Here is a 21,243-nt window from a genome sequence, read left to right as displayed (position 1 = left end):
GTGCAACTTTCTCTCAAACCTAACCCCCAACCCCTTCCCTTGTAGGGAAGGGGGGCAATATTTAAAGCCTCTCTCCTTGCAGGGGAGAGGTTTGGAGAGGGGTTTCAAAAATAAGTTGCACAACGCGTTAACTATCAACTTTTACCACAACCTAAACCAGTTATGCTAAAGTCAATTTCTAGCGTGGCAATGACATTGATCGGATTCAGCACTAGTCTAATGTTCCCTCACATTGCAGTTGCTGAAGAGATTTCCTGCCAAAGAAGGCTAGGTGCAATCACCGTTGATAATGTGAAAGTACCTCAAGGTAAAACCTGCACCCTCGCTGGAACTACCGTCAAAGGAAATATCGTAGTCGAAGGCGGCGCAACTCTCAAGGCCATAGGTGCGAAAGTCAATGGTAGTATTCAGGCAGAGGGTGCAAGTCTAGTAGATGTAAATTCTAATACCACCGTCGGTGGAAGCATCCAAGTGAAGCAAGGTCGTGCGGCTCGTGTGGTGAGTACAAGCATCGATGGAGATTTGCAGTTGGAGTCGAACTCAAGACAAATAGTTGCTAATCAAAACCAAATTGACGGCAATTTACAAGTCTTTCAAAATACTGGAGGGGTAATGATTCGGCAAAATCGCGTTAAGGGCAATTTGCAGTGTAAAGAAAATACTCCTCAGCCGATTGGTGGTGACAATATTGTCCAAGGTAGTAAAGAAGATCAGTGTGCAAGATTATAAGAAGTTACTCTAATACCTGATTAGCAAACTTTGCTCCACTATACTGTGATTCAAAAAAGGGAACAGATAGGTAGTATGTAATACTCCATACTACCTATCTGTTCCCTTTCTTGGTCAAATATATCCCAGGAAACAATTAGCCTATCTAGCACCACTGACAACCCATCTATTATTGTCCGCATCCCATACTAAAGAGAAGCGCACAGAACTAGATGATTGCCTGCCACTTTTCATAAAATATCTCAACCGAGCATTAACCGTGGCTGTGTCTGCATTCGCTTTTAGCAAACTTACTTGTTCCACATCTACATTTTCCACTTGTCCACCCCACCAATCAAGATAGGAATCATAGCCTCTGGGGTGCAATTTTCTATTATTTTGGAAGCTGGAAGCTAGCAGATTCCATGCAGTACTATATTCGCCCTGATTTATAGTTTCGTAATAGTTTTGTACAGCTTGTTCTGGTGAAGGTCTATCTGTTGCTTCTACTGGGGTTGTAATTTGGGGTTCTGATGGTGTGGTTGGCTGTGGAACTGATGTAGTTGGTTCGGTGGTATTTCTGGGTTTGGAATCTATAGGTGTGGTAAAAGGTCTTGAGTTGATGGGAAATCGGACAGATGCCTGTGGTGTGGGATCTTGAGTGACAGTCTGACTTATAGGTGTTTCAGGGGTGTCTGTGGGTGATGGTTCCACAGTTGGGGTATCATTGTTGCTGATAGTAGTTTCACTAGGTAAAGATGTTGTTTGTGTTACAGGCTGATTTGGTCTAGTGAGGGCAAAGCCAATGACTACGGAAGCACCAATCAAACCGCCAGCAATTAAACTACCCATGAGGATACCTTTATTGCTGTTGTTGTGATTTATCGGTTGTGGTGTGGGTGCAGTACCCGGACTTACGGCGACGGTGTTGGTTTGAGTTGCAAAGGGTGGTGTAGTTACTACTGGTGGTTGCTGATAAGGGACAGTGGGTGATGATTGTGGTTGCTGATAGGGAACTGTTGGGGGGTAACTGACTACACCTAATTGCAAAGCTTCGAGCATTTCTCTCGCGGTGGTGAAACGTTCTCGTGGATGGTAGGCGATCGCTCGATCAATCACAGCTGCTAATGTAGGACTTATATTCAAGGCGTATCTATGCCAAATAATCTCCCCACTGTGGGGTTCTGTTTCTAATTCCTGTGGCTGTTTGCCGGTGAGCAAATAAATTGCTGTCAGACCTAAACTATATAAATCACTGGAATAAACTGGTCTTCCGGCTGCTTGCTCGCTGGGCATATATCCGGGTGTACCAATGACAATGGAACTGGTAGGATTACCTTGGGAATTAATGACTGTTCCCATTGATTCCCGCACTGCACCAAAATCAATCAATACAGGTTTACCGTCACGATGGCGCAAAATTATGTTGTCTGGTTTGATGTCGCGGTGAATGATGCGCTTGGAGTGGACGTACTCCAGAACGGGTAATAAGTTGATTAAAATATCTCGAACGGCGCTTTCACTCAATACGCCTTGCTGTTTAAGTTTGGCTGTGAGGGTATCCCCTTCTACCCATTCTTGAACTACGTAGAATTGGGTATTCGACTGGAAATAAGCATATAAGGTGGGTATTTGTCCTGAGTAGCTACCCAAATCTTCTAAAATTGCCGCTTCTCTTTGAAAACGTTCTTGTACGAGTTGATAAATCTGGGGATTATTATGAATTGGTCTGAGCTGTTTTACTACACAACGACGGTTGGAGGGCATTTGGCTATCTTCGGCTAAGAATGTTTCCCCAAAGCCACCACTACCCAAGGTTTTAATCACCCGATAACGATTGTCAAGCAGCTGTTCCATAATTTAGTGCGTAATATTACGTTCAGAAATGTTATATAATTTACTTTTTTAATTCTATTTGTACTTGCTTAAAAATTGTTACTCAAATATAAATTTAATTATTTTTAACTCATCAAAGTGCGTGTCAGTCTTTGACAAGTATCTAGTTTAATACACCATTTCCTCTTGGGTTCTTTTTAGGCTTCTTCTGGAAAAGTCGCTCCTCTTGGGTAGGTAGAACCTAAGACTACACTTTTCGCTTTGCTACTGACCACCAACTACTGACTACTGACGAAAACTCTATCCCCTTGTGGCTGGAGTTTTTTATTTTTTTCATCTTTTACCAAGACTGTTACCGAAATATTAATTTTTCTTTACAAATACTGAGTGTTTACTCTTATTATTTATTAATGTTTGTTGATAAAGTTTGCGATTTTTATATCGATTTGTGTCAGATGAACGACAAAATGCCCATTGGGCAAGCTTTTTCTGATAAAAAACTGATATTGCCGAACAAAAAAATCTCTCTTGGGCGGCATGAGTCCCCAAGAAAATCTAGTAGAGAACACGCATCAAAGGAGCCGAGGAAGCATGTTCACCCACGTCAAGTCCACCATTAGACACATTGCGCCTGATAACCTGCGCGGACGTAATTTAATTAAGGTGGTCTATGTCGTGCTTGAGTCCCAGTACCAGAGCGCACTGTCGCAAGCGGTTCGCACGATTAACGCGAATAATCCCAACCTGGCGATTGAAATCAGTGGGTATTTGATTGAGGAACTGAGAGATCCAGAGAACTACGAAGAGTTCAAGCGGGAGATCGAGGGTGCCAATATTTTCATCGCTTCATTGATTTTCATCGAAGACTTAGCACAGAAAGTAGTTGCAGCAGTAGAACCACACCGCGATCGCTTAGACGTTGCCGTTGTCTTTCCCTCGATGCCAGAAGTTATGCGCCTGAACAAGATGGGCAGCTTTTCTCTGGCACAGTTGGGACAGTCGAAAAGTGCGATCGCCCAATTTATGCGGAAACGCAAAGAAAAATCCGGTGCGGGATTCCAAGATGGGATGCTGAAGTTATTGCGAACCTTGCCGCAAGTACTGAAGTATTTACCAGTGGAGAAAGCACAGGACGCTCGCAATTTTATGTTGAGCTTTCAGTATTGGCTAGGAGGTTCACCAGAAAATCTGGAAAACTTCTTGCTGATGCTAACTGATAAATATGTATTAAAAGCAGTAGAAAAACAGAATTCTGCATCCGTAGAATATGAAGCGCCAGTTGTATATCCTGATTTGGGGATTTGGCATCCTTTAGCGCCGAGTATGTTTGAGGATGTCAGAGAATACCTCAACTGGTACACAGCCCGTAAGGATATATCCAGCGATTTAAAAGATCCCTTAGCACCCTGTGTAGGGTTGGTATTACAACGCACTCACCTAGTTACCGGTGATGATGCCCATTATGTGGCAATGGTGCAGGAGTTGGAAGCCTTAGGGGCAAGGGTATTGCCAGTTTTTGCAGGTGGTCTGGATTTCTCCAAGCCTGTGGATGCTTACTTTTACGAACCAACGACTAAAACCCCGTTAGTAGATGCAGTGATCTCTCTCACTGGTTTTGCGTTGGTGGGTGGCCCGGCTAGACAAGACCATCCTAAAGCAATTGACGCACTTAAACGCCTGAATCGTCCTTATATGGTGGCATTGCCTTTAGTCTTCCAAACGACTGAAGAATGGTTGGATAGCGATTTAGGCTTACATCCGATTCAGGTGGCTTTGCAGATTGCCATTCCCGAACTAGATGGGGCAATTGAACCGATTATATTATCGGGTAGAGATGGCACAACAGGAAAAGCGATCGCCTTACAAGACCGTATCGCCGCAGTTGCTCAACGCGCTTTAAAATGGGCTAACCTGCGCCGCAAACCCAAACTCAACAAAAAAGTTGCTATCACAGTTTTCAGTTTCCCACCTGATAAAGGTAATGTCGGGACGGCTGCTTACTTAGATGTATTTGGTTCCATCTACGAAGTAATGCAGGCTTTGAGAAACAACGGCTACGATGTGCAGGACTTACCAGAAAACGCTCAAGAGTTGATGGAACAAGTCATCCACGACGCACAAGCACAGTATGCTAGCCCGGAACTCAACATTGCTTATAAGATGTCAGTCCCAGAATATGAGGAACTAACACCTTATTCCCAACGCCTAGAAGAAAACTGGGGGCCACCACCAGGAAACCTCAACAGCGACGGACAAAACCTGTTAATTTACGGTAAGCAATTTGGTAACGTCTTCATTGGTGTACAACCCACCTTTGGTTACGAAGGCGACCCCATGCGGTTGTTGTTCTCCCGTTCTGCTAGTCCTCACCACGGCTTTGCTGCTTACTACACTTACCTAGAAAGAGTTTGGGGTGCTGATGCTGTACTGCACTTCGGTACACACGGTTCCTTGGAATTTATGCCAGGTAAGCAAATGGGGATGTCTGGTGAATGTTACCCAGATAACTTAATTGGCACAATTCCCAACCTGTACTATTACGCAGCCAATAACCCCAGCGAAGCGACAATTGCTAAACGCCGCAGTTACGCTGAGACAATTTCTTACCTAACACCACCTGCGGAAAACGCTGGTTTGTACAAAGGTTTGAAAGAACTCAGTGAGTTAATTGCGTCTTACCAAACCTTAAAAGATAGCGGTCGTGGTATCCCCATCGTCAACACGATCATGGATAAATGCCGCATCGTCAACCTGGATAAAGATATTAACTTGCCAGAAACCGATGCCAAAGATATGACCCCCGAAGAACGGGATAATATTGTCGGCAGCGTTTACCGCAAGTTGATGGAAATCGAATCCCGGTTATTACCTTGTGGTTTGCACGTCATTGGTAAACCCCCAACGGCAGAGGAAGCGATCGCCACACTAGTCAACATTGCCAGCTTAGACCGTCAAGAAGAAGAAATTCTCAGCTTACCCCGGATCATCGCTAACAGCCTGGGGCGCGACATTGACGAAATTTACCAAAATAACGACAGAGGCATACTAGAAGATGTCCAATTACTACAAGACATCACCCTAGCCACCCGCGCCGCCGTCCGCGCCTTGGTAGAAGAACAAACCAACGCAGAAGGACGAGTTTCCCTCGTTTCCAAGTTGAATTTCTTCAACATGGGCAAAAAAGAACCTTGGGTAGAATCCCTGCATCAATCAGGTTATCCCAAAGTTGACACCTCAGCCTTAAAACCCCTGTTCGAGTATTTAGAATTCTGCTTACAACAAGTTTGTGCAGACAACGAACTCGGCGCATTACTCAAAGGCTTAGAAGGCGAATACATATTACCCGGCCCTGGTGGAGACCCCATCCGCAACCCAGATGTATTACCCACAGGTAAAAACATCCACGCCCTCGACCCCCAATCAATCCCCACAGCCGCCGCCGTCCAATCAGCCAAAATTGTCGTAGATCGGCTATTGGCACGGAACAAAGCTGACAACAATGGTAATTGGCCAGAAACCATCGCCTGCGTCCTTTGGGGAACGGATAACATCAAAACCTATGGCGAATCCCTAGCCCAAATCATGTGGATGGTTGGTGTACGTCCGGTTCCCGATGCTTTGGGACGGGTGAACAAGTTGGAGTTAATACCCCTAGAAGAGTTGGGACGACCCAGAATTGACGTAGTAATTAACTGTTCTGGCGTATTCCGCGACTTGTTCATTAACCAGATGAACTTGTTAGACCAAGGGGTGAAGATGGCGGCGGAAGCGGATGAACCATTAGAAATGAACTTCGTCCGCAAACACGCACTGCAACAAGCTGAGGAAATGGGTATTAACCTCAGACAAGCAGCCACCCGCGTGTTCTCCAACGCTTCTGGTTCCTACTCCTCAAACATAAACTTGGCAGTAGAAAACAGCACATGGGATAGCGAAGCCGAATTACAGGAAATGTACCTCAAGCGCAAATCCTTCTCCTTCAATTCCGATAACCCCGGAATGATGGACGAATCCCGCCAGCTTTTTGAAAGCACCTTAAAAACTGCTGACGCAACCTTCCAAAACCTGGATTCCTCCGAGATTAGCTTGACTGACGTTTCCCACTACTTCGACTCAGACCCCACCAAGTTGGTAGCAAGTCTGCGTGGTGATGGAAAGAAACCTTCATCCTACATTGCAGACACCACCACAGCTAACGCCCAAGTCCGCACATTATCCGAAACCGTCCGCCTAGATGCTCGTACCAAATTGTTAAATCCCAAGTGGTATGAAGGTATGCTATCTCACGGTTACGAAGGTGTCCGCGAACTCTCCAAGCGGTTGGTAAATACCACAGGTTGGAGTGCGACAGCCGGCGCAGTCGATAACTGGATTTATGAGGATACTAACGAAACCTTCATTAAAGATGAAGAAATGCAGAAACGGTTACTTAACCTTAACCCCCATTCTTTCCGCAAGATTGTCTCAACTTTGTTGGAAGTGAATGGTCGTGGTTATTGGGAAACTAGCGAGGAGAATTTAGACCGCCTCCGCGAGTTGTACCAAGAAGTTGAAGACCGGATTGAAGGCATAGAATAGGATTACATGGGCAGGCGTAAAGCCTGCCTTCATATTTTAATCAGAGATATCCTTATGAATGCTTTAACAATCAATCTGAAACCAGCGTTGGAATTGACAGATGAGCAATTTTTTCAGATATGTCAGGCAAACCGTGATTTGAAATTTGAACGCACTGCTACGGGAGAATTAATTATCATGCCACCCACGGGGGGAGAAACGGGAAATAAAAACGCTAGAATTACTCAACAAATAATGAATTGGACTGATGCTGATGGTACCGGCATCGCCTTTGATTCTTCTACTTGTTTTAAATTGCCTAATGGTGCAGATCGTTCACCTGATGCTGCTTGGATAAAGTTGTCAAGATGGAATGCTTTAACTGAAGAGCAAAAAGAAAAGTTTCCCCCCATTTGTCCTGATTTTGTAATTGAGTTACTTTCCCCAAGTGATAGTTTGAAGGTTGCACAGGAAAAGATGAGGGAATATATAGACAATGGTGTGCGGTTAGGTTTATTAATTAATCGTAAATCCCGACAAGTAGAAATTTATAGACAAGGTAAGGAAGTTGAGGTTTTGGAATCTCCTGTTACAGTATCAGGGGAAGATATTTTAAATGGTTTTGTTTTGAATTTGGGGATGATTTGGTAATTGATTTTTTAATTATCAATAATATTCAAAAAAACCATCGTCGTCATCATTATCATTTTTCCAAAAATTGGAGATTTTATCTAAAGTTGTTTTCATCAAATTTTGAGTTGTATCAACTATTGATTTGCCATTGTTCAACAAAGCATCAGAAGCATCAATTCCACTGTTACCTACCAAACTTTTATAATTTTCTACTTGATCACTAATAGGTATACCTACTTTACAATAACGTGCAAAATGTTCACAGTTGTTATAAAAGGGATTGTATTTTGTTTCCCCAAGTCTACGCTTTGCTCTCTCAACTACAACTAGTGATGGATCGCATTTATTATACGTCCTTGTGTAAATTTTTCTACCTTTAACAAAATCTTTCATAGAAACCCAAAGAATTATTCCATTTTTCTCATTTTTGTAATTGATTGTGGTAATAAATAACAGTATCATTACCACAATCAATTCCATGATGATATGGAGCAGCACTATTCGAGTAAATGCTGACGTAAATATGATCGCCTTTTGCCATGATTTTTATTTTTTAGAAATTTAGATAATTTATAATTACTGGCTCTCCTAGACTAGCTATGTTAAATTAATACTTAATACCAGCTTAAATTATTACATAGCATGGAATTCAAATAAATAAAGCGTATTTTTATTAAATCTTTAATTTTGTATTGCTATAACCTTTCTATAGCAGGAGTCTTAGCCTGTTTTTATTATTAATTTATCATAACCACTCTGGAAGAGCCTAATTACTTAAAGAATAATATTAAAGACTAATATTATATGTCACCAGTAAAAACCGTAAATTTATCCAAAATTTTATAGTCGATGAGTCAAATAGATAAACTACTGGCTAAGATATTATCAGGAACATCAGACAAAAACATTGCCTTTGAGCAGTTGTGTCAACTACTAATTAAACTAGGGTTTGATGAGCGCATTCGCGGTAGCCATCATATATATACAAAAGATGGTATAGAAGAAATCTTGAATCTTCAGTCCAAACAAGGAAAAGCTAAAGCTTATCAGGTAAAGCAAGTTCGTGAAGTAATTATTAAATATGAACTAGGAGAATAAGATGAATCTGCGTTATGAAATTAATCTCTATTGGTGTGAAGAAGATCAAGCATTTATAGCCGAAGTACCAGAGTTACCTGGATGTGCTGCTGATGGTGAAACTTATCAAGAAGCACTGCAAAATGTAGAAATTATTATGCAGGAATGGATAGAAACTGCTCAAGAATTGGGTCGTTCAATTCCTGAACCAAGACAGCGTTTGATGTCTGCTTAATTCACAAGGACGATCACCTTAATGCCATCATAGACCAGCGTTAGTGTAGCTTAAGGTAGGTATCGCTTGAGGATTGTGAGGAGTGCGATCGCCTACAGTGTCATCATAGAATTAGCGATCGCAGTTTGGAAATGTGGAGAGATGCGTTAGCACGGCTGTAGGTATCGCTCATCTTGAAAAACAGGCGATCGCCTATATTAATCAGGAATAAAGAGAGTAGAATAAGTAGAAGAGGTTAAATAATGAGAGTTTTGCAGTTAAAGATAAAGTTCTTACTACAAAATAAAGCCTCGTTTTTTTACATTACTTAACTTAGTTTGTTTTTCAAGTCTTTATACTCAATTTAATAAGGCATAGAATTAAAAACTTTGCAAAACTGTCTTAGAAACAATTCTAGTCTTCTTTAAATCTGCATTTGAAAGTTTTTCTCCAGCTTGCAGGCGGATGGCAGAAGTTTGTAAAACTGTGGCTGCATTCTGATCGCCGATTTGTAAAGCCGTTTTTGCCGCCGTTTGTAACATTGTCGCCGCACCAGAGCGATCGCCTTGTTGTAATTTTGTCTCTGCTAGTTGCGTTTGGCGATACTTAGCTAATGTCAGAATAGACTTATGCACCTGAGGATCGAAATCTGCCTGATACGCCTGCATCACATTTGCATATATTGGCCAAGTCTGTGAAAGCAAACCCTCTTCATTCAAACTCGGATTATCATAGCGGACTTGTACATTACCAATTACCTGCTGTCCTTCGGGTAGCTTTCCCAGGTAAAGATTTGCCAAAACTACCCGGTTGATATCTTTCATCAAATCTCCCAAACGAACTATAAAACTCCCATCTGCTTCCGGTTCTACAGGTAACTCAATAATATCAGGGGCAACTTGGGCAATGGGTCGCAGTTCTGCTAGCCGGACTTGCGGCGCAAGAGATAGCGTGAGGTAAGCGTTAGTTAACCCCACTGATTGCACCCTTGTAAACAGGCGATTAAAGTGATGTACTGCTTGTTCTGGACGCTCAATGTGAGCTAGAGTCCCGCCACCAGCATCAGCGATTGTTTCTAATAAATCCTGATTCCAATTGTTACCAAATCCCAAAGTATTAATAGTGAGGTTGATTTTCGCCGCCTTCTTGGCAAATTCAAGACAGCGCCTACTATCATCTGGGCCAATCTCCCACTTCCAAATTTTGAGACTATCTTCACCATGACCATCGGTAAGGAGAAATGCTTGGGAAACTGCACCTCTTGTCCCCTTCATCAGTTCTGTAATTCCCTGTTGTAAACCCTCAGCAATAACTGTACCGCCGCTAGCCTGCAATTTCTTTCTAATTTGAGTTTTGATGCTTTCGGGGTTTTCGACTATTTGATTAGGGATAATGACTGTCGCTGACCCTGCAAACGCCACAACTGAAATCCGATCGCCTGGCTGTAACCTATCTAGTAACTTCTCTACGGCTTCAACTACCATTTTCAATGGCTGACCGTGCATGGAACCACTCTGATCCAAAATCAAGCATAAATTGAGTGGTAAATTTTGCTCAAACTGCTCGGCGACAGCAGAAATGGAAATTGCCAATTGACGCTGGCTGCTCAATTGATTGGCATCAATATTAGTATCACTTAACGCTGAGAGCAATTGAACTTTCATTTAGGAGGGGTATCTTGCAAGACGGTTTTGGAGACAATCCGGGTTTTCTTGCGATCGCTTTCTGATAAATCTTGCCCAGCCTGTAGTTGAGTCGCAGAGGTTTGTAAAACTGTCGCCGCGCCTGTATCACCCATTTGCAGGGCAGTTTTAGCAGCAGTTTGCAACATAGTAGCCGCACCCACGCGATCGCCTTGTTGCAATTTGGCTTCTGCTAGCTGGGTTTGCCGATACTTAGCTAAGGCTAAAATCGACTGTTGCACCTGGGGATTAATATTTGGTTGGTACGCCCTAACAACATTGGCATAAACGGGGATATTGGGAGTGAATAGCCCGGTTTGATCTTCGGACGGGTTATCATAACGGATCTGCACATTGGCAATGGGTTGTTTACCCTCTGGCAACTGTCCCAAATAAATATTAGTCAAAATCACCCTTTCTACATCCTTCATCAAATCTCCCAGGCGAACCGCAAAACGGCCATCTGTTTCTTGTTGCAGAGGTAACTCAATTGTGTCTGGGGCAACTTGGGCAATGGGTTTAAGTTCTGCGAGGCGGACGTTAGGCGCGAGGGACAATAGCAAATAGGCATTAGTCAACCCCACCGTTTGTATCCGGCTGAACAGACGACCAAACTCGTCTACCGCTTGTTCGGGTTTCTGGATATAAGACAAGCTTCCCAAGCCAGCATCCGCAATTTTTTCTAAAATATCTTGGTTCCAGTTGTCACCAAATCCCAGAGTATTCAACGTCAAGCTATAACCAGCGGCCAGTTGAGCAAATTTCAAGCAGCGACTGTTGTCACCGTGTTCATTTTCCCCATCGGTTAACAAAAAAGCTTGAGAAATCGTTTCTTTCTTCCCCTTGGCTAATTCCTCAATCCCCAAACGTAAACCCTCATCAATGGCTGTACCACCATCCGCCGCCAGCCGACTGATTTGTTTTTTGATTTGTTCTGGGTTGTCGATGACTTGATTAGGGACTAAGACCTTAGCACGGTGATCAAAAGCTACCACACTCAGGCGATCGCCTGTCTTGAGACGGTCAACCAAACGAATTGCCGCCTGTTTGACGATTTCTAGCGGTCGCCCATTCATCGAGCCACTATGGTCAAGAATTAGGCATAGATTAAGCGGTACAGTACGGTCTTGCGGTTCAGCACCAGCCGAAATCGAAATTGCCAACTGACGCTGGCTACTGGGCTGTTGTGCATCCAAATTGGCATCATTGAGGACAGGCTGCAAATTAACTTTCATAACCCTTAATTCCTGGTTAGGATATATACATTCATGAATAACTCCAAAACGCTACATTAGCGCTACGGAAAACTTTATTAAAGTCAATCCATTAATATATTTCAGATAATATATTCAGAATATCTTAGGAGCCACCTGTTGGCAGATGCTCTGTTACCTTTAAATTAGCGAGAAAACCGCACTTGAAGAGAGCTAGCATCGCGCTAGGATGTATTACAGTTAACGGCACAATATCAGGCGATCAGTTGCTATGGACATTTCCCCCATCAAGGCTGTTCAAGCCCCTTACTACGGTGACAGCTCCTACAGGACACCGCCACCAGATTTACCCTCCCTTTTACTCAAGGAACGAATTGTCTATCTGGGGATGCCACTGGTTCCTGCTGTTACGGAATTGATAGTCGCTCAACTATTGTATTTACAGTCTGACGACCCCGACAAACCAATTAAAATCTATATAAACTCCACTGGCACTTCCGGTTATAGTGGCGAACCTATCGGCTTTGAAACTGAAGCCTTCGCCATCTATGACACCATGAAATACATCAAGCCTCCAATTCACACCATTTGCATTGGTTCGGCGATGGGTATGGCAGCAATGTTACTGAGTGCTGGGACAAAAGGTTGTCGCGCTAGTTTACCCAACTCCTCAATTATCCTGCACCAACCCAAGAGCTACGCCCAAGGTCAAGCAACGGATATTCAAATTCGAGCCAGGGAAGTCTTGGTAAACAAAGGTTCAATGGTTGATATTTTCGCCCGCACCACCGGACAGGCACCAGAAAAAATCACCAAAGACATGGATCGTCTCCTATACATGACTCCTTATCAAGCCAAGGATTACGGTTTGATTGATAGAGTTTTTGAAAAAGAAGAACTCGCAAATCCGCCACTACCAGCAAGTGTTCTTTAAAAAGTCAGCAGTCAATAGTTATAAAACTAATGACTAATGACTAATGACTAATGACTAAATTACAAACGGAGTCAAAAAAATGCCTATAGGAGTTCCTAAAGTCCCGTATCGGATGCCAGGTGGTCAATTTACAGATTGGATTAGCATCTACGATCGCCTATACCGAGAACGAATTATTTTCTTGGGACGCGACGTTGATGATGAAATTGCTAACCAAATTATCGCCGTCATGTTGTACCTGGATTCAGAAGACCCAGGTAAGGACATTTATTTGTATATCAATTCCCCCGGTGGGATGGTAACATCCGGTTTGGCAATTTATGACACAATGCAGCACATCAAATCAGATGTGGTAACCATTTGCGTAGGTTTAGCTGCTTCTATGGGTTCTTTCTTGTTAGCTGCTGGTACCAAAGGTAAGCGCATGGCATTACCCCATTCACGGATTATGATTCACCAACCTTCTGGTGGAACCCGTGGACAAGCAACCGATATCGAAATCGAAGCCAGAGAAATTCTACGGATTCGCCACCAGCTCAATCAAATTTATGCCAACAACACCAGTCAACCCCTAGCCAAAATCGAAAAAGATATGGATCGGGACTTTTTTATGTCAGCTCAAGAGGCGATGGAATACGGTTTGATTGACCGTGTGATTGAAGAACGCGTCTAAACATGGGGGCAGGGGGCAGGGGAAGCAGGGGAGGCAGGGGGGCAGGGAGCAGGGGGAAAAAGGAATTTACAGAAAGATTTCCCAGTCCCCAGTCCCCAGTCCCCAATCCCCAATCCCCAGTCCCCAGTCCCCAATCCCCAGTCCCCAATCCCCAATCCCTAGAAAAACTGTCAAATGTGAACTATAAATTATAAGATTATTGTTTATTATTAAAACTTTCAGCAAAAAGCTCGTCGCTGATGGCTGAATATTACAGAATTAAGTAGATCAAAATGGATCTCGGAGATTGCTACCGTTTATTGGGTTTAAGGTCGGGAGCTTCATTTGCTGATATTAAAGCCTCTTACCGAAGGCTGGCGCAGCAATATCATCCTGATATCAACCCTACTGATAAAAAAGCTCAAGATAAGTTTATTGCCTTGACCGAGGCTTACAGATTTCTGTTGACGGTAGTACCTCCAGAGGACACAGCGCAAAAGTCAAAGCAATCACCTACCTCTAGTAGTGAAAATATCAAAGCAACTCACCAAGAGAAAGCGCCTACGGCTACCGTCACAGATGAAAAGCCGTCTCCATCAAAACCACCAAACATTATAGAAATCGAACAACGGTTAAAGTGGAAGACCTATGAACAACTGCAACGGTTTTTGCGGGAAAGAAGATTTCCCCAAGCGATCGCCTTAGCAGAAGCTTTAGCCGCCCGTTTACCGAAAGATCCAGAAGTACGCCAATGGCAAGCGATCGCCTATCAAATCTGGGGACGCGCCCTCATTAACGAAAATCAACTCCTCAAAGCCAGAGTCTATCTCAAAAAAGCCTTAAAAACTGACCCCCATAACAAAGCATTATGGGAAGAAGTACAGCGCGATTTCCAAAAGTTGGAACAGATATTTTGAGAGGATTCAACAGTTAACTGTTAACTGTTAACTGTCAACCGGTTCTTATTTTTCAGCGTGGACATAATCTACAAAGTAAAATTTCGGAACCAGCCAAAATTTTAGCCAAGAGTAAAGTCCCAATCCTAAGATTGCTGTAATTATTAAGGGTAAACCTAGCTGGACTCGTAAGGAGTCTGGTAGAACGGCAACCCCAGAGATAATAATAGCGAAATAGCCTAGCAGTATCACTTGTAATCGCTTGATATTTTTCAGCGCATCACGACAGCTACTGCAATGCTGGGTATGTTGTTTGTAGCGGTCTAACAAAGTATCGCGGCTGTCGTTGATTGTTGAACCTTCAGAAATGGCGATTCCCACTTCTTTCCAAGGTAATTGCCCCTCACAGTATTTATCAAACCACTTGCGAAATTCAATTACTAGGCGATCAGCGCTTGTTGGCATCTTGTAAACTGTTTTCCAACTGGCTGATAATTGTCTTTCTTGGAGAAAATGCTCTTGCTGCTTGAGCAAAATCATATCTCCATCCAGTACTAAATTACGCGTTTTGACGTGATCCCACCATCGGGGTGTAAGATGATACAGTATCTTAGCAAAATTCCGAGGAAACTGAGCGACAATTCTTGATTTGCCAGGAGATACAGGAAGGCAATAAGTGACAAGTCCTACTTTTTTTCCATCATTACCAATACTAATGGCGTATTCTAAACGACAAGGTGGTTCAAAGGTAATCTTTGCTTTGAATCGTCCATCTGCGACAGCCTCAATCAAACCTGGCGTTGATTGCATAATACTAATAGGTGTAGCCCTGGCCTGTTCTCGATTACCCTGCACGCCATGATGGGCAAAAGGAACGTGACTAGGATCTGCCACATTTTCTACCAGGGTTTGCCAGTCGTATTCTAAATCGCGGACGAAAGAACTCCACACAAAACCTTTGCTAGCGTCTACTTGTGGTGACAGAGGTAATGGTGTTTGATCAGCTAATTCCTGAGATTTCACATCAGGCCAAACCCAAAGCAAATCGTTCTGTTGGCGCACTGGTAAAGAAATAACACAAAAATCTTTTTGGTTTTTAGTAACTATTTCTGGATTCTCGGCTTGAGGAATGTGGGTACACACACCCTCAGGATCAAATTGCCAGCCGTGATAACTGCACATTAAGTTACCTGTTTTATCATCAACACGTCCTTCACTTAAGGGTGCAAGACGGTGAGGACATTGATCTATAAATATCCGAAAACCCTCTGAAGATTGTGGTTTCCAGATCACTAAACGAATTCCTAAAAGAGTAACAGGGGTTGGTCGTTTGGGATCTAAGTCTTCTATGGGTGAGACAGGATACCAGTGCTGAAAAAAATTGAATTCAGGTTGCATTTTACCTTAAAATTGAATAAATTTTATTAAGTGTATGTAAAATCAGATAAATTCAAAGTAAGCAATCAACTTGCTGTATCAAGCTGCCAATTTCTATCATTACCCAAATTGGTGACTGTTTATCTGCTCATTTAAGTCTTTACTAAAATCCTCGCACAGTAAAATCGAGGACAAAATATTATGTCCAATTCTGCAATCACTATCACCATCAAATTATTTGCTGTTTACCAAGAAGCTTATGGAGTACCACAACTGGTGTGGGAATTCCCCAATGGTACACCCGTTAGCGCAGTGTGCGATCGCCTCATAGCCGAACGCCCAGAACTATCTCAATGGCGAGATATCACGCGCTTTGGGATTAATTTAATATTTGTCGAACCCGATACAGTTTTAAAAAACGGGGATGAAGTAGTGTTAATTCCCCCTGTGAGTGGTGGTTAGGCTTAGGTAATTGTCCCAATTCCCTCATCCCTAGCCTCAATGCGCCTCTATTTCCCACCCTGTACCTGTGATAAAGTTTGTGCAAACTGCATGATTTGATGCCAAATATCCTGCGGTGTAATGCCAAAACCAATGTTTAATAAAATGAGAATAGCGGCAATAGTTAAGGCATTGGTAATAGTTGCTTTTAATACCTTCCAAACTATAACAAATACAATCCAAGCTAAAATAAGCGTAGGAATCATAAATATAAATTCCTCAATATTCGTCTCTAGTTTTCAAGGGACTTAATTAGTAAGTCTATATTTTTCCAGGAAATAACTACTTATAAATTTTGCCGCAAACGTACTGTTTTTAGCAGTATCTTATTTCCAGCAATGCTAAAATTTTTGGGCAGTTATTGCAAAATGATTATACATAAAATAATTGCTTGATTCCGGAAGTTAAAATGAATTTTTAGACAAATTTACTCAAGAGATTTTTATTTTTAAGGAATTAATAGGGGCAAGAGGTTAGAGAATAGAGGCTAGCGTAGGTATTTCATCCTATACACATTCCTGTATATGTGATTTAAGCATACTCAATGGCTGATAACAAAACAGATAAAAAGCCCGTGTATCTTGATGTCTTATGTAGTTTCAGATTTTTCTCACGTAAGACATCAAGATACTAAGTATTTGCAATTTCAGCGCTTAGTTGACGGAAATTATCTGAGGTTGGCTTGCTAAATTTTTAGTAGCTGTTAAAACTTCTTGTCTTGCCCATTGATCTGCTGCCAAAATATCATCTAAAGAAGGATTGGCACAGTTATCGTTTTGATGGCGATCGCACACTAATTCGATACAACGGGGAATATCTAAAAATTTGATTTTCTCGTCCAGGAATAATGCCACAACCTGTTCATTCGCGGCATTTAACACCGCCGGCATGGAACCACCAGCCCTACCAGCAGCATAAGCTAACTGCATACAAGGATACTTTTGATGGTCTGGTTCACGGAAGGTGAGATTGCCAGCTTTGACTAAATTTAAGCGTTCCCAGTCTGTGTAGATGCGTTCAGGCCAAGATAAAGCATATAGCAAAGGTAAGCGCATATCCGGCCAGCCGAGTTGGGCTAAAACAGAGGTATCTTGCAGCTCAATTAGTGAATGAATAATACTTTGGGGATGGATGACAATTTCGATATCTTGATAATCTAACCCAAACAGAAAGTGAGCCTCAATTACTTCTAAGCCTTTGTTCATTAAGGTAGCTGAGTCTACAGTAATTTTTCGCCCCATTGACCAGTTAGGATGTTTCAGGGCATCGGACACCGTCACTTCTGCTAATCTTTCCACATCCCAATCCCGAAAAGCACCACCGGAAGCTGTGAGTAAAATCTTCTTTAAGCCGCCTTTTGGTACACCTTGGAGGCACTGGAAGATGGCAGAATGTTCGGAGTCGGCTGGTAATAATTTAACGCCGTGCTTTTCTACTAAGGGTAAAACTACAGGCCCGCCGGCGATGAGAGTTTCTTTGTTTGCTAAGGCGATATCTTTACCAGCTTCTATAGCGGCGATGGTTGGCAATAACCCAGCACAACCGACAATACCTGTCACCACCGTTTCAGCATCACCATAACGAGCAACTTCGATCACTCCGGCTTCGCCCCCTAATAAAATCGGCTGGGGATCAAGGTCTTTAATGGCTGCTTGGAGTGCTGGCAATTTTTCGGCGGCAGAAATCGCTGCTATTTGGGGACGGAATTGGCGAATTTGTTCTGCCAACATTTCTACATTGCTTCCCGCCGCTAACCCCACAATCCGAAACTGATCTGGGTACTGACTCACGATATCTAGAGTCTGAGTACCAATTGAGCCAGTGGAACCAACAAGAGTAATACTTTTCACAATTGCTTCAGGATTTACCGACAACTCTCACTATAAATTGCTGAGGACTCATTAATAGGATTTACGCACCCAGATTTTTTGTTGAGACCGGGTGTAAGGGTATAGGGGTGTAAGGGTTTCAAACATTTATACCCCTATACCCCTACCCTTCAAAGGATTGGGTACTGGGAACAAAACTCATGGCACATTTGAGTGATTATGTGTCTTTAAATACTAGATATTTAGTTTTAAATCATTAAAGTTTTTCCAAAAATCAATGAATGACCATTATTTTATGGTGGCATGAAAGCCAATCATAGCTATACTAAATTTTGTCCAATTTTCTGTTGTTTATTTCTATAAGAAAAAAATGCGTAAGGGATTTTTGGGAAAGACTCAACTCTATGTTTGAAAAGCGAATATTCATCAAAAAAATTTTATGGAAGACTGATTTTCTCCTTCCTGGAATTCTATGGTTTCTTAGCCGTATCCTCATTTGGATAACGATGTTGTTGGTTGCGCCTAATTTACCATCAGCACCAGAAAGTTTGCCTAGTTTAAGCTGGGAGGTTTTTGATGCTTGGGATAGCGTGCATTATAGAGCGATCGCCACTACTGGATATCAATTTGTCGATGACGGTAAGCAGCACAATCTAGCTTTCTTTCCCTTGTTTCCCTTGTGTATTCGGTTATTGATGAATTTGGGTTTGTCTTTTGAATTAGCTGGCCTTTTAATCAACAATGTGACATTTTTGGCAGCACTTTATGTGTTGTACTTCTGGCTGAAAAATGCTTATGGAATCAGTATCGCTAGATGGGCTACGGCTGTAGTGTCTTGTTATCCATCGGCGATGTTTACAGGAGTAATTTATACAGAGGGGCTATATCTTTTTTTAAGTACAGCCGCTTTACGGGCTTTTGATCAAAAGCAGTATGGCTGGACAGGATTCTGGGGTGCATTGGCGACAGCAACACGTCCCACAGGGATGGCCATGATTCCTGCATTTGCGATCGCTGCTTGGAAAGAACGCAGACGAACAATTGCTTATATCGCAGGTTTAGCCACCGCTATAGGAGTCACGGTCTTTAGTTTATATTGTGCTATCCGCTTCCACAATCCTCTAGCCTTTATCGCTGCACAACGAGGCTGGCGGCCATCTCTCGGCTTTGATTGGCAAGGATGGTTAGGTATGCTAATGAAAATTGTCGTGGGGTCACAAAACTGGCAGTTTGGTTGGGTTAAGCCTACATCTGGTTTGATTAATGATCCTTGGCATCCTTTGTTGTTTATCCTGTTTGTTGGTGGAGGATATTGTTTATACTTTTTTCGGCAATATTTAAACTCCTCCAAGGTCATTTATGGTTGTTACAGCTTAGTGTTGTTTTGGTTACTACTGGCACCAGAAGATTTAATTAATCACTTACTGAATGTATTCATGGTCTTTGGTGGTAGTTATGCGTTGTGGTGTTTCCGTGAAAAGCTAACTCCTGTAACTGTCATGTATGGCTTTTGCGGTATCGGACTGCTGCTTGCTTCTGGGGGAACAATATCCTTAAGCCGCCTAGCTTATGGTATTGTGCCTTTGAGTATAGCGATCGCCATGCTGTTATCTCGCTATCCTCGTCAAGGGTATTTTGTTTTAGGTTTATTCATCACATTACTCGCCAGGTTAGCTGTAGGATTTGCTCAAAAACAGTGGGTGGGGTAGAAAAATTAGTGTTTTGTCTGTGCTAACTATCCTCTGCGTAGGCGATCGCTTCTTGTTATTTAGCCAGTTCCCTAAGTCAGATATAATAATCACAATTTATGTGCTACAGCACTGCATTTACCATCTATGACACAATGGACAGGTAGGAAATCATTTAAATTCATAAAACATGACTTCAAAAGCTTGTTAATTTCTTTCCAACAACGATTTCCACGATATTTAATCGTCTGTATTATATGTGCCGTAATAATTCGACTAATCTGTGTTCCTAATAAATCTGTTGATTATAAATATTTTTTAGCGCCTTGGTATGATTTTATAGTTTCCAACGGCGGATTTAGCGCATTAAAATATAGTTTTGCTGACTATACACCACCCTACCTCTACTGGATTTTAATAGCTGGTACCGTGCTTTCAGGATTACCGAAAATTCTGGCAATCAAGCTTTTCGCCATGTCTGTTGATTTTGTTTGTGCTTTTTTCACTTACAAAATAGTCAAACTTAAATATCCGGAAGGAAGGAAAGCAATTTTTGCCTTCATCACAGTCATTTTAAGTCCTGTCGTTATTTACAATAGTGCCTTGTGGGGTCAATGTGACAGCATATATACAACAGGATTAATTGCCTGTATTTACTTTTTATCTATACAAAAACAACTTTCAGCGTTAGTGAGTTTTGGCATAGCATTGTCTTTTAAATTGCAAGCAATGTTTCTTTCGCCTTTATTATTAATTTTTTTAATAAAAAACAGAATAAAATGGTACTACTTACCAATACCTTTTTTAGTATATTTAATAGCAATTATGCCAGCCTGGGTCGCAGGAAGACCAATACAGGAATTATTGTTAATATATTTTAATCAAGCTAATAAATACAAAGAATTAGCTAAGAACGCACCTAATATTTATCAATGGATTCCGAATAATTCTTATAATATTGTTGCTCCTCTAGGTGTAATAATAACTATATTTGCAATATTTTTATTAACTTACGTCGTATATAAAAGTAAACTAGAAATTACTCTAGACAGACTGATCCATTTAGCCACTACGATAGTTTTATTAGTTCCTTATATTCTCCCAAAAATGCACGAGAGATATTTTTATCCTGCCGATATCTGTTCCATTATTTTTGCTTTTTATTTTCCCCATTATCGTTGGATAGCTATCTTAGTGCCAATGTCGTCATTTTTCAGCTATTTAGGAACACCTATATATATCAAATTATTTTCTATACCTTTAGCTTTTGTACTTTGGTTTGTTGTTAAAACTTGTGATTTAATTTATCCGAGATATCAAGCGAAGTTTTACTTGAATAATCAGTAATTAAGTTTGAGTCAAGAATCAGTCAGGGAAAGTATCTCATATAATTGGGTTTTGTCTTTTAGCTGACTATTATGCTTGGGTTATATATGTTGATTTGA

Annotated in this window: 18 protein-coding genes; 11 read left to right on the top strand and 7 right to left on the bottom strand. The window is 41.9% G+C overall.

Features of this window, described 5'->3' with window-relative positions:
* Positions 1-219 precede the first annotated feature (219 nt).
* Positions 220-729, top strand: coding sequence for a hypothetical protein (locus ACN222_RS21825; RefSeq protein ID WP_231865484.1), 510 nt, complete (start codon positions 220-222; stop codon positions 727-729).
* A 141-nt stretch (positions 730-870) separates the two neighbouring features.
* Here the strand turns inward: ACN222_RS21825 and ACN222_RS21820 are convergent, their stop codons facing one another.
* Positions 871-2,565 carry a protein kinase domain-containing protein gene (locus ACN222_RS21820; protein WP_010998503.1) on the bottom strand — a complete coding sequence of 565 codons (1,695 nt, stop codon included), beginning with the start codon at positions 2,563-2,565 and terminating at the stop codon, positions 871-873.
* 570 nt (positions 2,566-3,135) lie between these two features.
* On the opposite strand from ACN222_RS21820, the gene ACN222_RS21815 reads away from it, so the two are divergent.
* Positions 3,136-7,122: a magnesium chelatase subunit H gene (locus tag ACN222_RS21815; RefSeq protein ID WP_010998502.1), complete on the top strand. Its 3,987-nt coding sequence runs from the start codon at positions 3,136-3,138 to the stop codon at positions 7,120-7,122.
* 54 nt (positions 7,123-7,176) lie between these two features.
* Positions 7,177-7,752: a Uma2 family endonuclease gene (locus ACN222_RS21810; protein WP_044522163.1), complete on the top strand. Its 576-nt coding sequence runs from the start codon at positions 7,177-7,179 to the stop codon at positions 7,750-7,752.
* Between the two features lie 15 nt (positions 7,753-7,767).
* On the opposite strand, the gene ACN222_RS21805 is transcribed toward ACN222_RS21810, so the two are convergent.
* Positions 7,768-8,196, bottom strand: coding sequence for a lecithin retinol acyltransferase family protein (locus tag ACN222_RS21805; protein WP_269083608.1), 429 nt, complete (start codon positions 8,194-8,196; stop codon positions 7,768-7,770).
* A gap of 387 nt (positions 8,197-8,583) precedes the next feature.
* On the opposite strand from ACN222_RS21805, the gene ACN222_RS21800 reads away from it, so the two are divergent.
* Together ACN222_RS21800 and ACN222_RS21795 are read left to right on the top strand one after the other, a co-directional pair.
* The gene (locus ACN222_RS21800; protein ID WP_010998499.1) at positions 8,584-8,832 is read left to right on the top strand and encodes a type II toxin-antitoxin system HicA family toxin; all 249 of its coding nucleotides are present in this window, start codon (positions 8,584-8,586) and stop codon (positions 8,830-8,832) included.
* Between the two features lies 1 nt (position 8,833).
* Positions 8,834-9,046, top strand: a complete 213-nt coding sequence (locus ACN222_RS21795) for a type II toxin-antitoxin system HicB family antitoxin (RefSeq protein ID WP_010998498.1) — start codon at positions 8,834-8,836, stop codon at positions 9,044-9,046.
* Positions 9,047-9,405: 359 nt separating this feature from the next.
* Here the strand turns inward: ACN222_RS21795 and ACN222_RS21790 are convergent, their stop codons facing one another.
* Both ACN222_RS21790 and ACN222_RS21785 read right to left on the bottom strand, forming a co-directional pair.
* Positions 9,406-10,689, bottom strand: coding sequence for a vWA domain-containing protein (locus ACN222_RS21790; RefSeq protein WP_010998497.1), 1,284 nt, complete (start codon positions 10,687-10,689; stop codon positions 9,406-9,408).
* A complete protein-coding gene (locus ACN222_RS21785) occupies positions 10,686-11,942 on the bottom strand; it encodes a vWA domain-containing protein (RefSeq protein WP_010998496.1) in 1,257 nt (418 codons plus the stop codon). Before ACN222_RS21785 ends, ACN222_RS21790 begins: the two co-directional genes overlap by 4 nt.
* A 250-nt stretch (positions 11,943-12,192) precedes the next feature.
* On the opposite strand from ACN222_RS21785, the gene ACN222_RS21780 reads away from it, so the two are divergent.
* From ACN222_RS21780 to ACN222_RS21770, 3 genes are all read left to right on the top strand, one after another.
* On the top strand, positions 12,193-12,855 hold the full coding sequence (locus tag ACN222_RS21780) for an ATP-dependent Clp protease proteolytic subunit (protein WP_096637197.1): 663 nt from the start codon (positions 12,193-12,195) through the stop codon (positions 12,853-12,855).
* Positions 12,856-12,934: 79 nt separating this feature from the next.
* Entirely contained in the window at positions 12,935-13,528 is a 594-nt protein-coding gene (locus tag ACN222_RS21775; RefSeq protein WP_010998494.1) for an ATP-dependent Clp protease proteolytic subunit, read from the top strand.
* A 272-nt stretch (positions 13,529-13,800) separates the two neighbouring features.
* Entirely contained in the window at positions 13,801-14,424 is a 624-nt protein-coding gene (locus ACN222_RS21770; protein WP_010998492.1) for a J domain-containing protein, read from the top strand.
* Positions 14,425-14,469: 45 nt separating this feature from the next.
* Here the strand turns inward: ACN222_RS21770 and ACN222_RS21765 are convergent, their stop codons facing one another.
* On the bottom strand, positions 14,470-15,801 hold the full coding sequence (locus ACN222_RS21765) for a Rieske 2Fe-2S domain-containing protein (RefSeq protein ID WP_010998491.1): 1,332 nt from the start codon (positions 15,799-15,801) through the stop codon (positions 14,470-14,472).
* A gap of 180 nt (positions 15,802-15,981) precedes the next feature.
* On the opposite strand from ACN222_RS21765, the gene ACN222_RS21760 reads away from it, so the two are divergent.
* Positions 15,982-16,242, top strand: coding sequence for a MoaD/ThiS family protein (locus tag ACN222_RS21760; RefSeq protein WP_010998490.1), 261 nt, complete (start codon positions 15,982-15,984; stop codon positions 16,240-16,242).
* A gap of 47 nt (positions 16,243-16,289) precedes the next feature.
* Here the strand turns inward: ACN222_RS21760 and ACN222_RS21755 are convergent, their stop codons facing one another.
* On the bottom strand, positions 16,290-16,487 hold the full coding sequence (locus ACN222_RS21755; protein WP_010998489.1) for a hypothetical protein: 198 nt from the start codon (positions 16,485-16,487) through the stop codon (positions 16,290-16,292).
* 447 nt (positions 16,488-16,934) lie between these two features.
* Entirely contained in the window at positions 16,935-18,131 is a 1,197-nt protein-coding gene (dxr, locus tag ACN222_RS21750) for a 1-deoxy-D-xylulose-5-phosphate reductoisomerase (protein ID WP_044523268.1), read from the bottom strand.
* Between the two features lie 383 nt (positions 18,132-18,514).
* On the opposite strand from dxr, the gene ACN222_RS21745 reads away from it, so the two are divergent.
* Both ACN222_RS21745 and ACN222_RS21740 read left to right on the top strand, forming a co-directional pair.
* On the top strand, positions 18,515-19,819 hold the full coding sequence (locus ACN222_RS21745; RefSeq protein WP_010998487.1) for a mannosyltransferase family protein: 1,305 nt from the start codon (positions 18,515-18,517) through the stop codon (positions 19,817-19,819).
* Positions 19,820-19,945: 126 nt separating this feature from the next.
* A complete protein-coding gene (locus tag ACN222_RS21740; protein ID WP_010998486.1) occupies positions 19,946-21,145 on the top strand; it encodes a hypothetical protein in 1,200 nt (399 codons plus the stop codon).
* The last annotated feature ends 98 nt before the right edge of the window (positions 21,146-21,243 follow it).

Source organism: Anabaena sp. FACHB-595 (assembly GCF_048568275.1).
GTDB lineage: Bacteria > Cyanobacteriota > Cyanobacteriia > Cyanobacteriales > Nostocaceae > Trichormus.
This window is presented reverse-complemented; position numbering and strand designations above follow the sequence as displayed.

Bases quoted from the DNA above. Each gene is read 5' to 3' on its own strand.
- ACN222_RS21825 (WP_231865484.1), top strand. From the start codon at position 220: ATGTTCCCTCACATTGCAGTTGCTGAAGAGATTTCCTGCCAAAGAAGG.
- ACN222_RS21820 (WP_010998503.1), bottom strand. From the start codon at position 2,565: ATGGAACAGCTGCTTGACAATCGTTATCGGGTGATTAAAACCTTGGGT.
- ACN222_RS21815 (WP_010998502.1), top strand. From the start codon at position 3,136: ATGTTCACCCACGTCAAGTCCACCATTAGACACATTGCGCCTGATAAC.
- ACN222_RS21810 (WP_044522163.1), top strand. From the start codon at position 7,177: ATGAATGCTTTAACAATCAATCTGAAACCAGCGTTGGAATTGACAGAT.
- ACN222_RS21805 (WP_269083608.1), bottom strand. From the start codon at position 8,196: ATGATACTGTTATTTATTACCACAATCAATTACAAAAATGAGAAAAAT.
- ACN222_RS21800 (WP_010998499.1), top strand. From the start codon at position 8,584: ATGAGTCAAATAGATAAACTACTGGCTAAGATATTATCAGGAACATCA.
- ACN222_RS21795 (WP_010998498.1), top strand. From the start codon at position 8,834: ATGAATCTGCGTTATGAAATTAATCTCTATTGGTGTGAAGAAGATCAA.
- ACN222_RS21790 (WP_010998497.1), bottom strand. From the start codon at position 10,689: ATGAAAGTTCAATTGCTCTCAGCGTTAAGTGATACTAATATTGATGCC.
- ACN222_RS21785 (WP_010998496.1), bottom strand. From the start codon at position 11,942: ATGAAAGTTAATTTGCAGCCTGTCCTCAATGATGCCAATTTGGATGCA.
- ACN222_RS21780 (WP_096637197.1), top strand. From the start codon at position 12,193: ATGGACATTTCCCCCATCAAGGCTGTTCAAGCCCCTTACTACGGTGAC.
- ACN222_RS21775 (WP_010998494.1), top strand. From the start codon at position 12,935: ATGCCTATAGGAGTTCCTAAAGTCCCGTATCGGATGCCAGGTGGTCAA.
- ACN222_RS21770 (WP_010998492.1), top strand. From the start codon at position 13,801: ATGGATCTCGGAGATTGCTACCGTTTATTGGGTTTAAGGTCGGGAGCT.
- ACN222_RS21765 (WP_010998491.1), bottom strand. From the start codon at position 15,801: ATGCAACCTGAATTCAATTTTTTTCAGCACTGGTATCCTGTCTCACCC.
- ACN222_RS21760 (WP_010998490.1), top strand. From the start codon at position 15,982: ATGTCCAATTCTGCAATCACTATCACCATCAAATTATTTGCTGTTTAC.
- ACN222_RS21755 (WP_010998489.1), bottom strand. From the start codon at position 16,487: ATGATTCCTACGCTTATTTTAGCTTGGATTGTATTTGTTATAGTTTGG.
- ACN222_RS21745 (WP_010998487.1), top strand. From the start codon at position 18,515: ATGTTTGAAAAGCGAATATTCATCAAAAAAATTTTATGGAAGACTGAT.
- ACN222_RS21740 (WP_010998486.1), top strand. From the start codon at position 19,946: ATGACACAATGGACAGGTAGGAAATCATTTAAATTCATAAAACATGAC.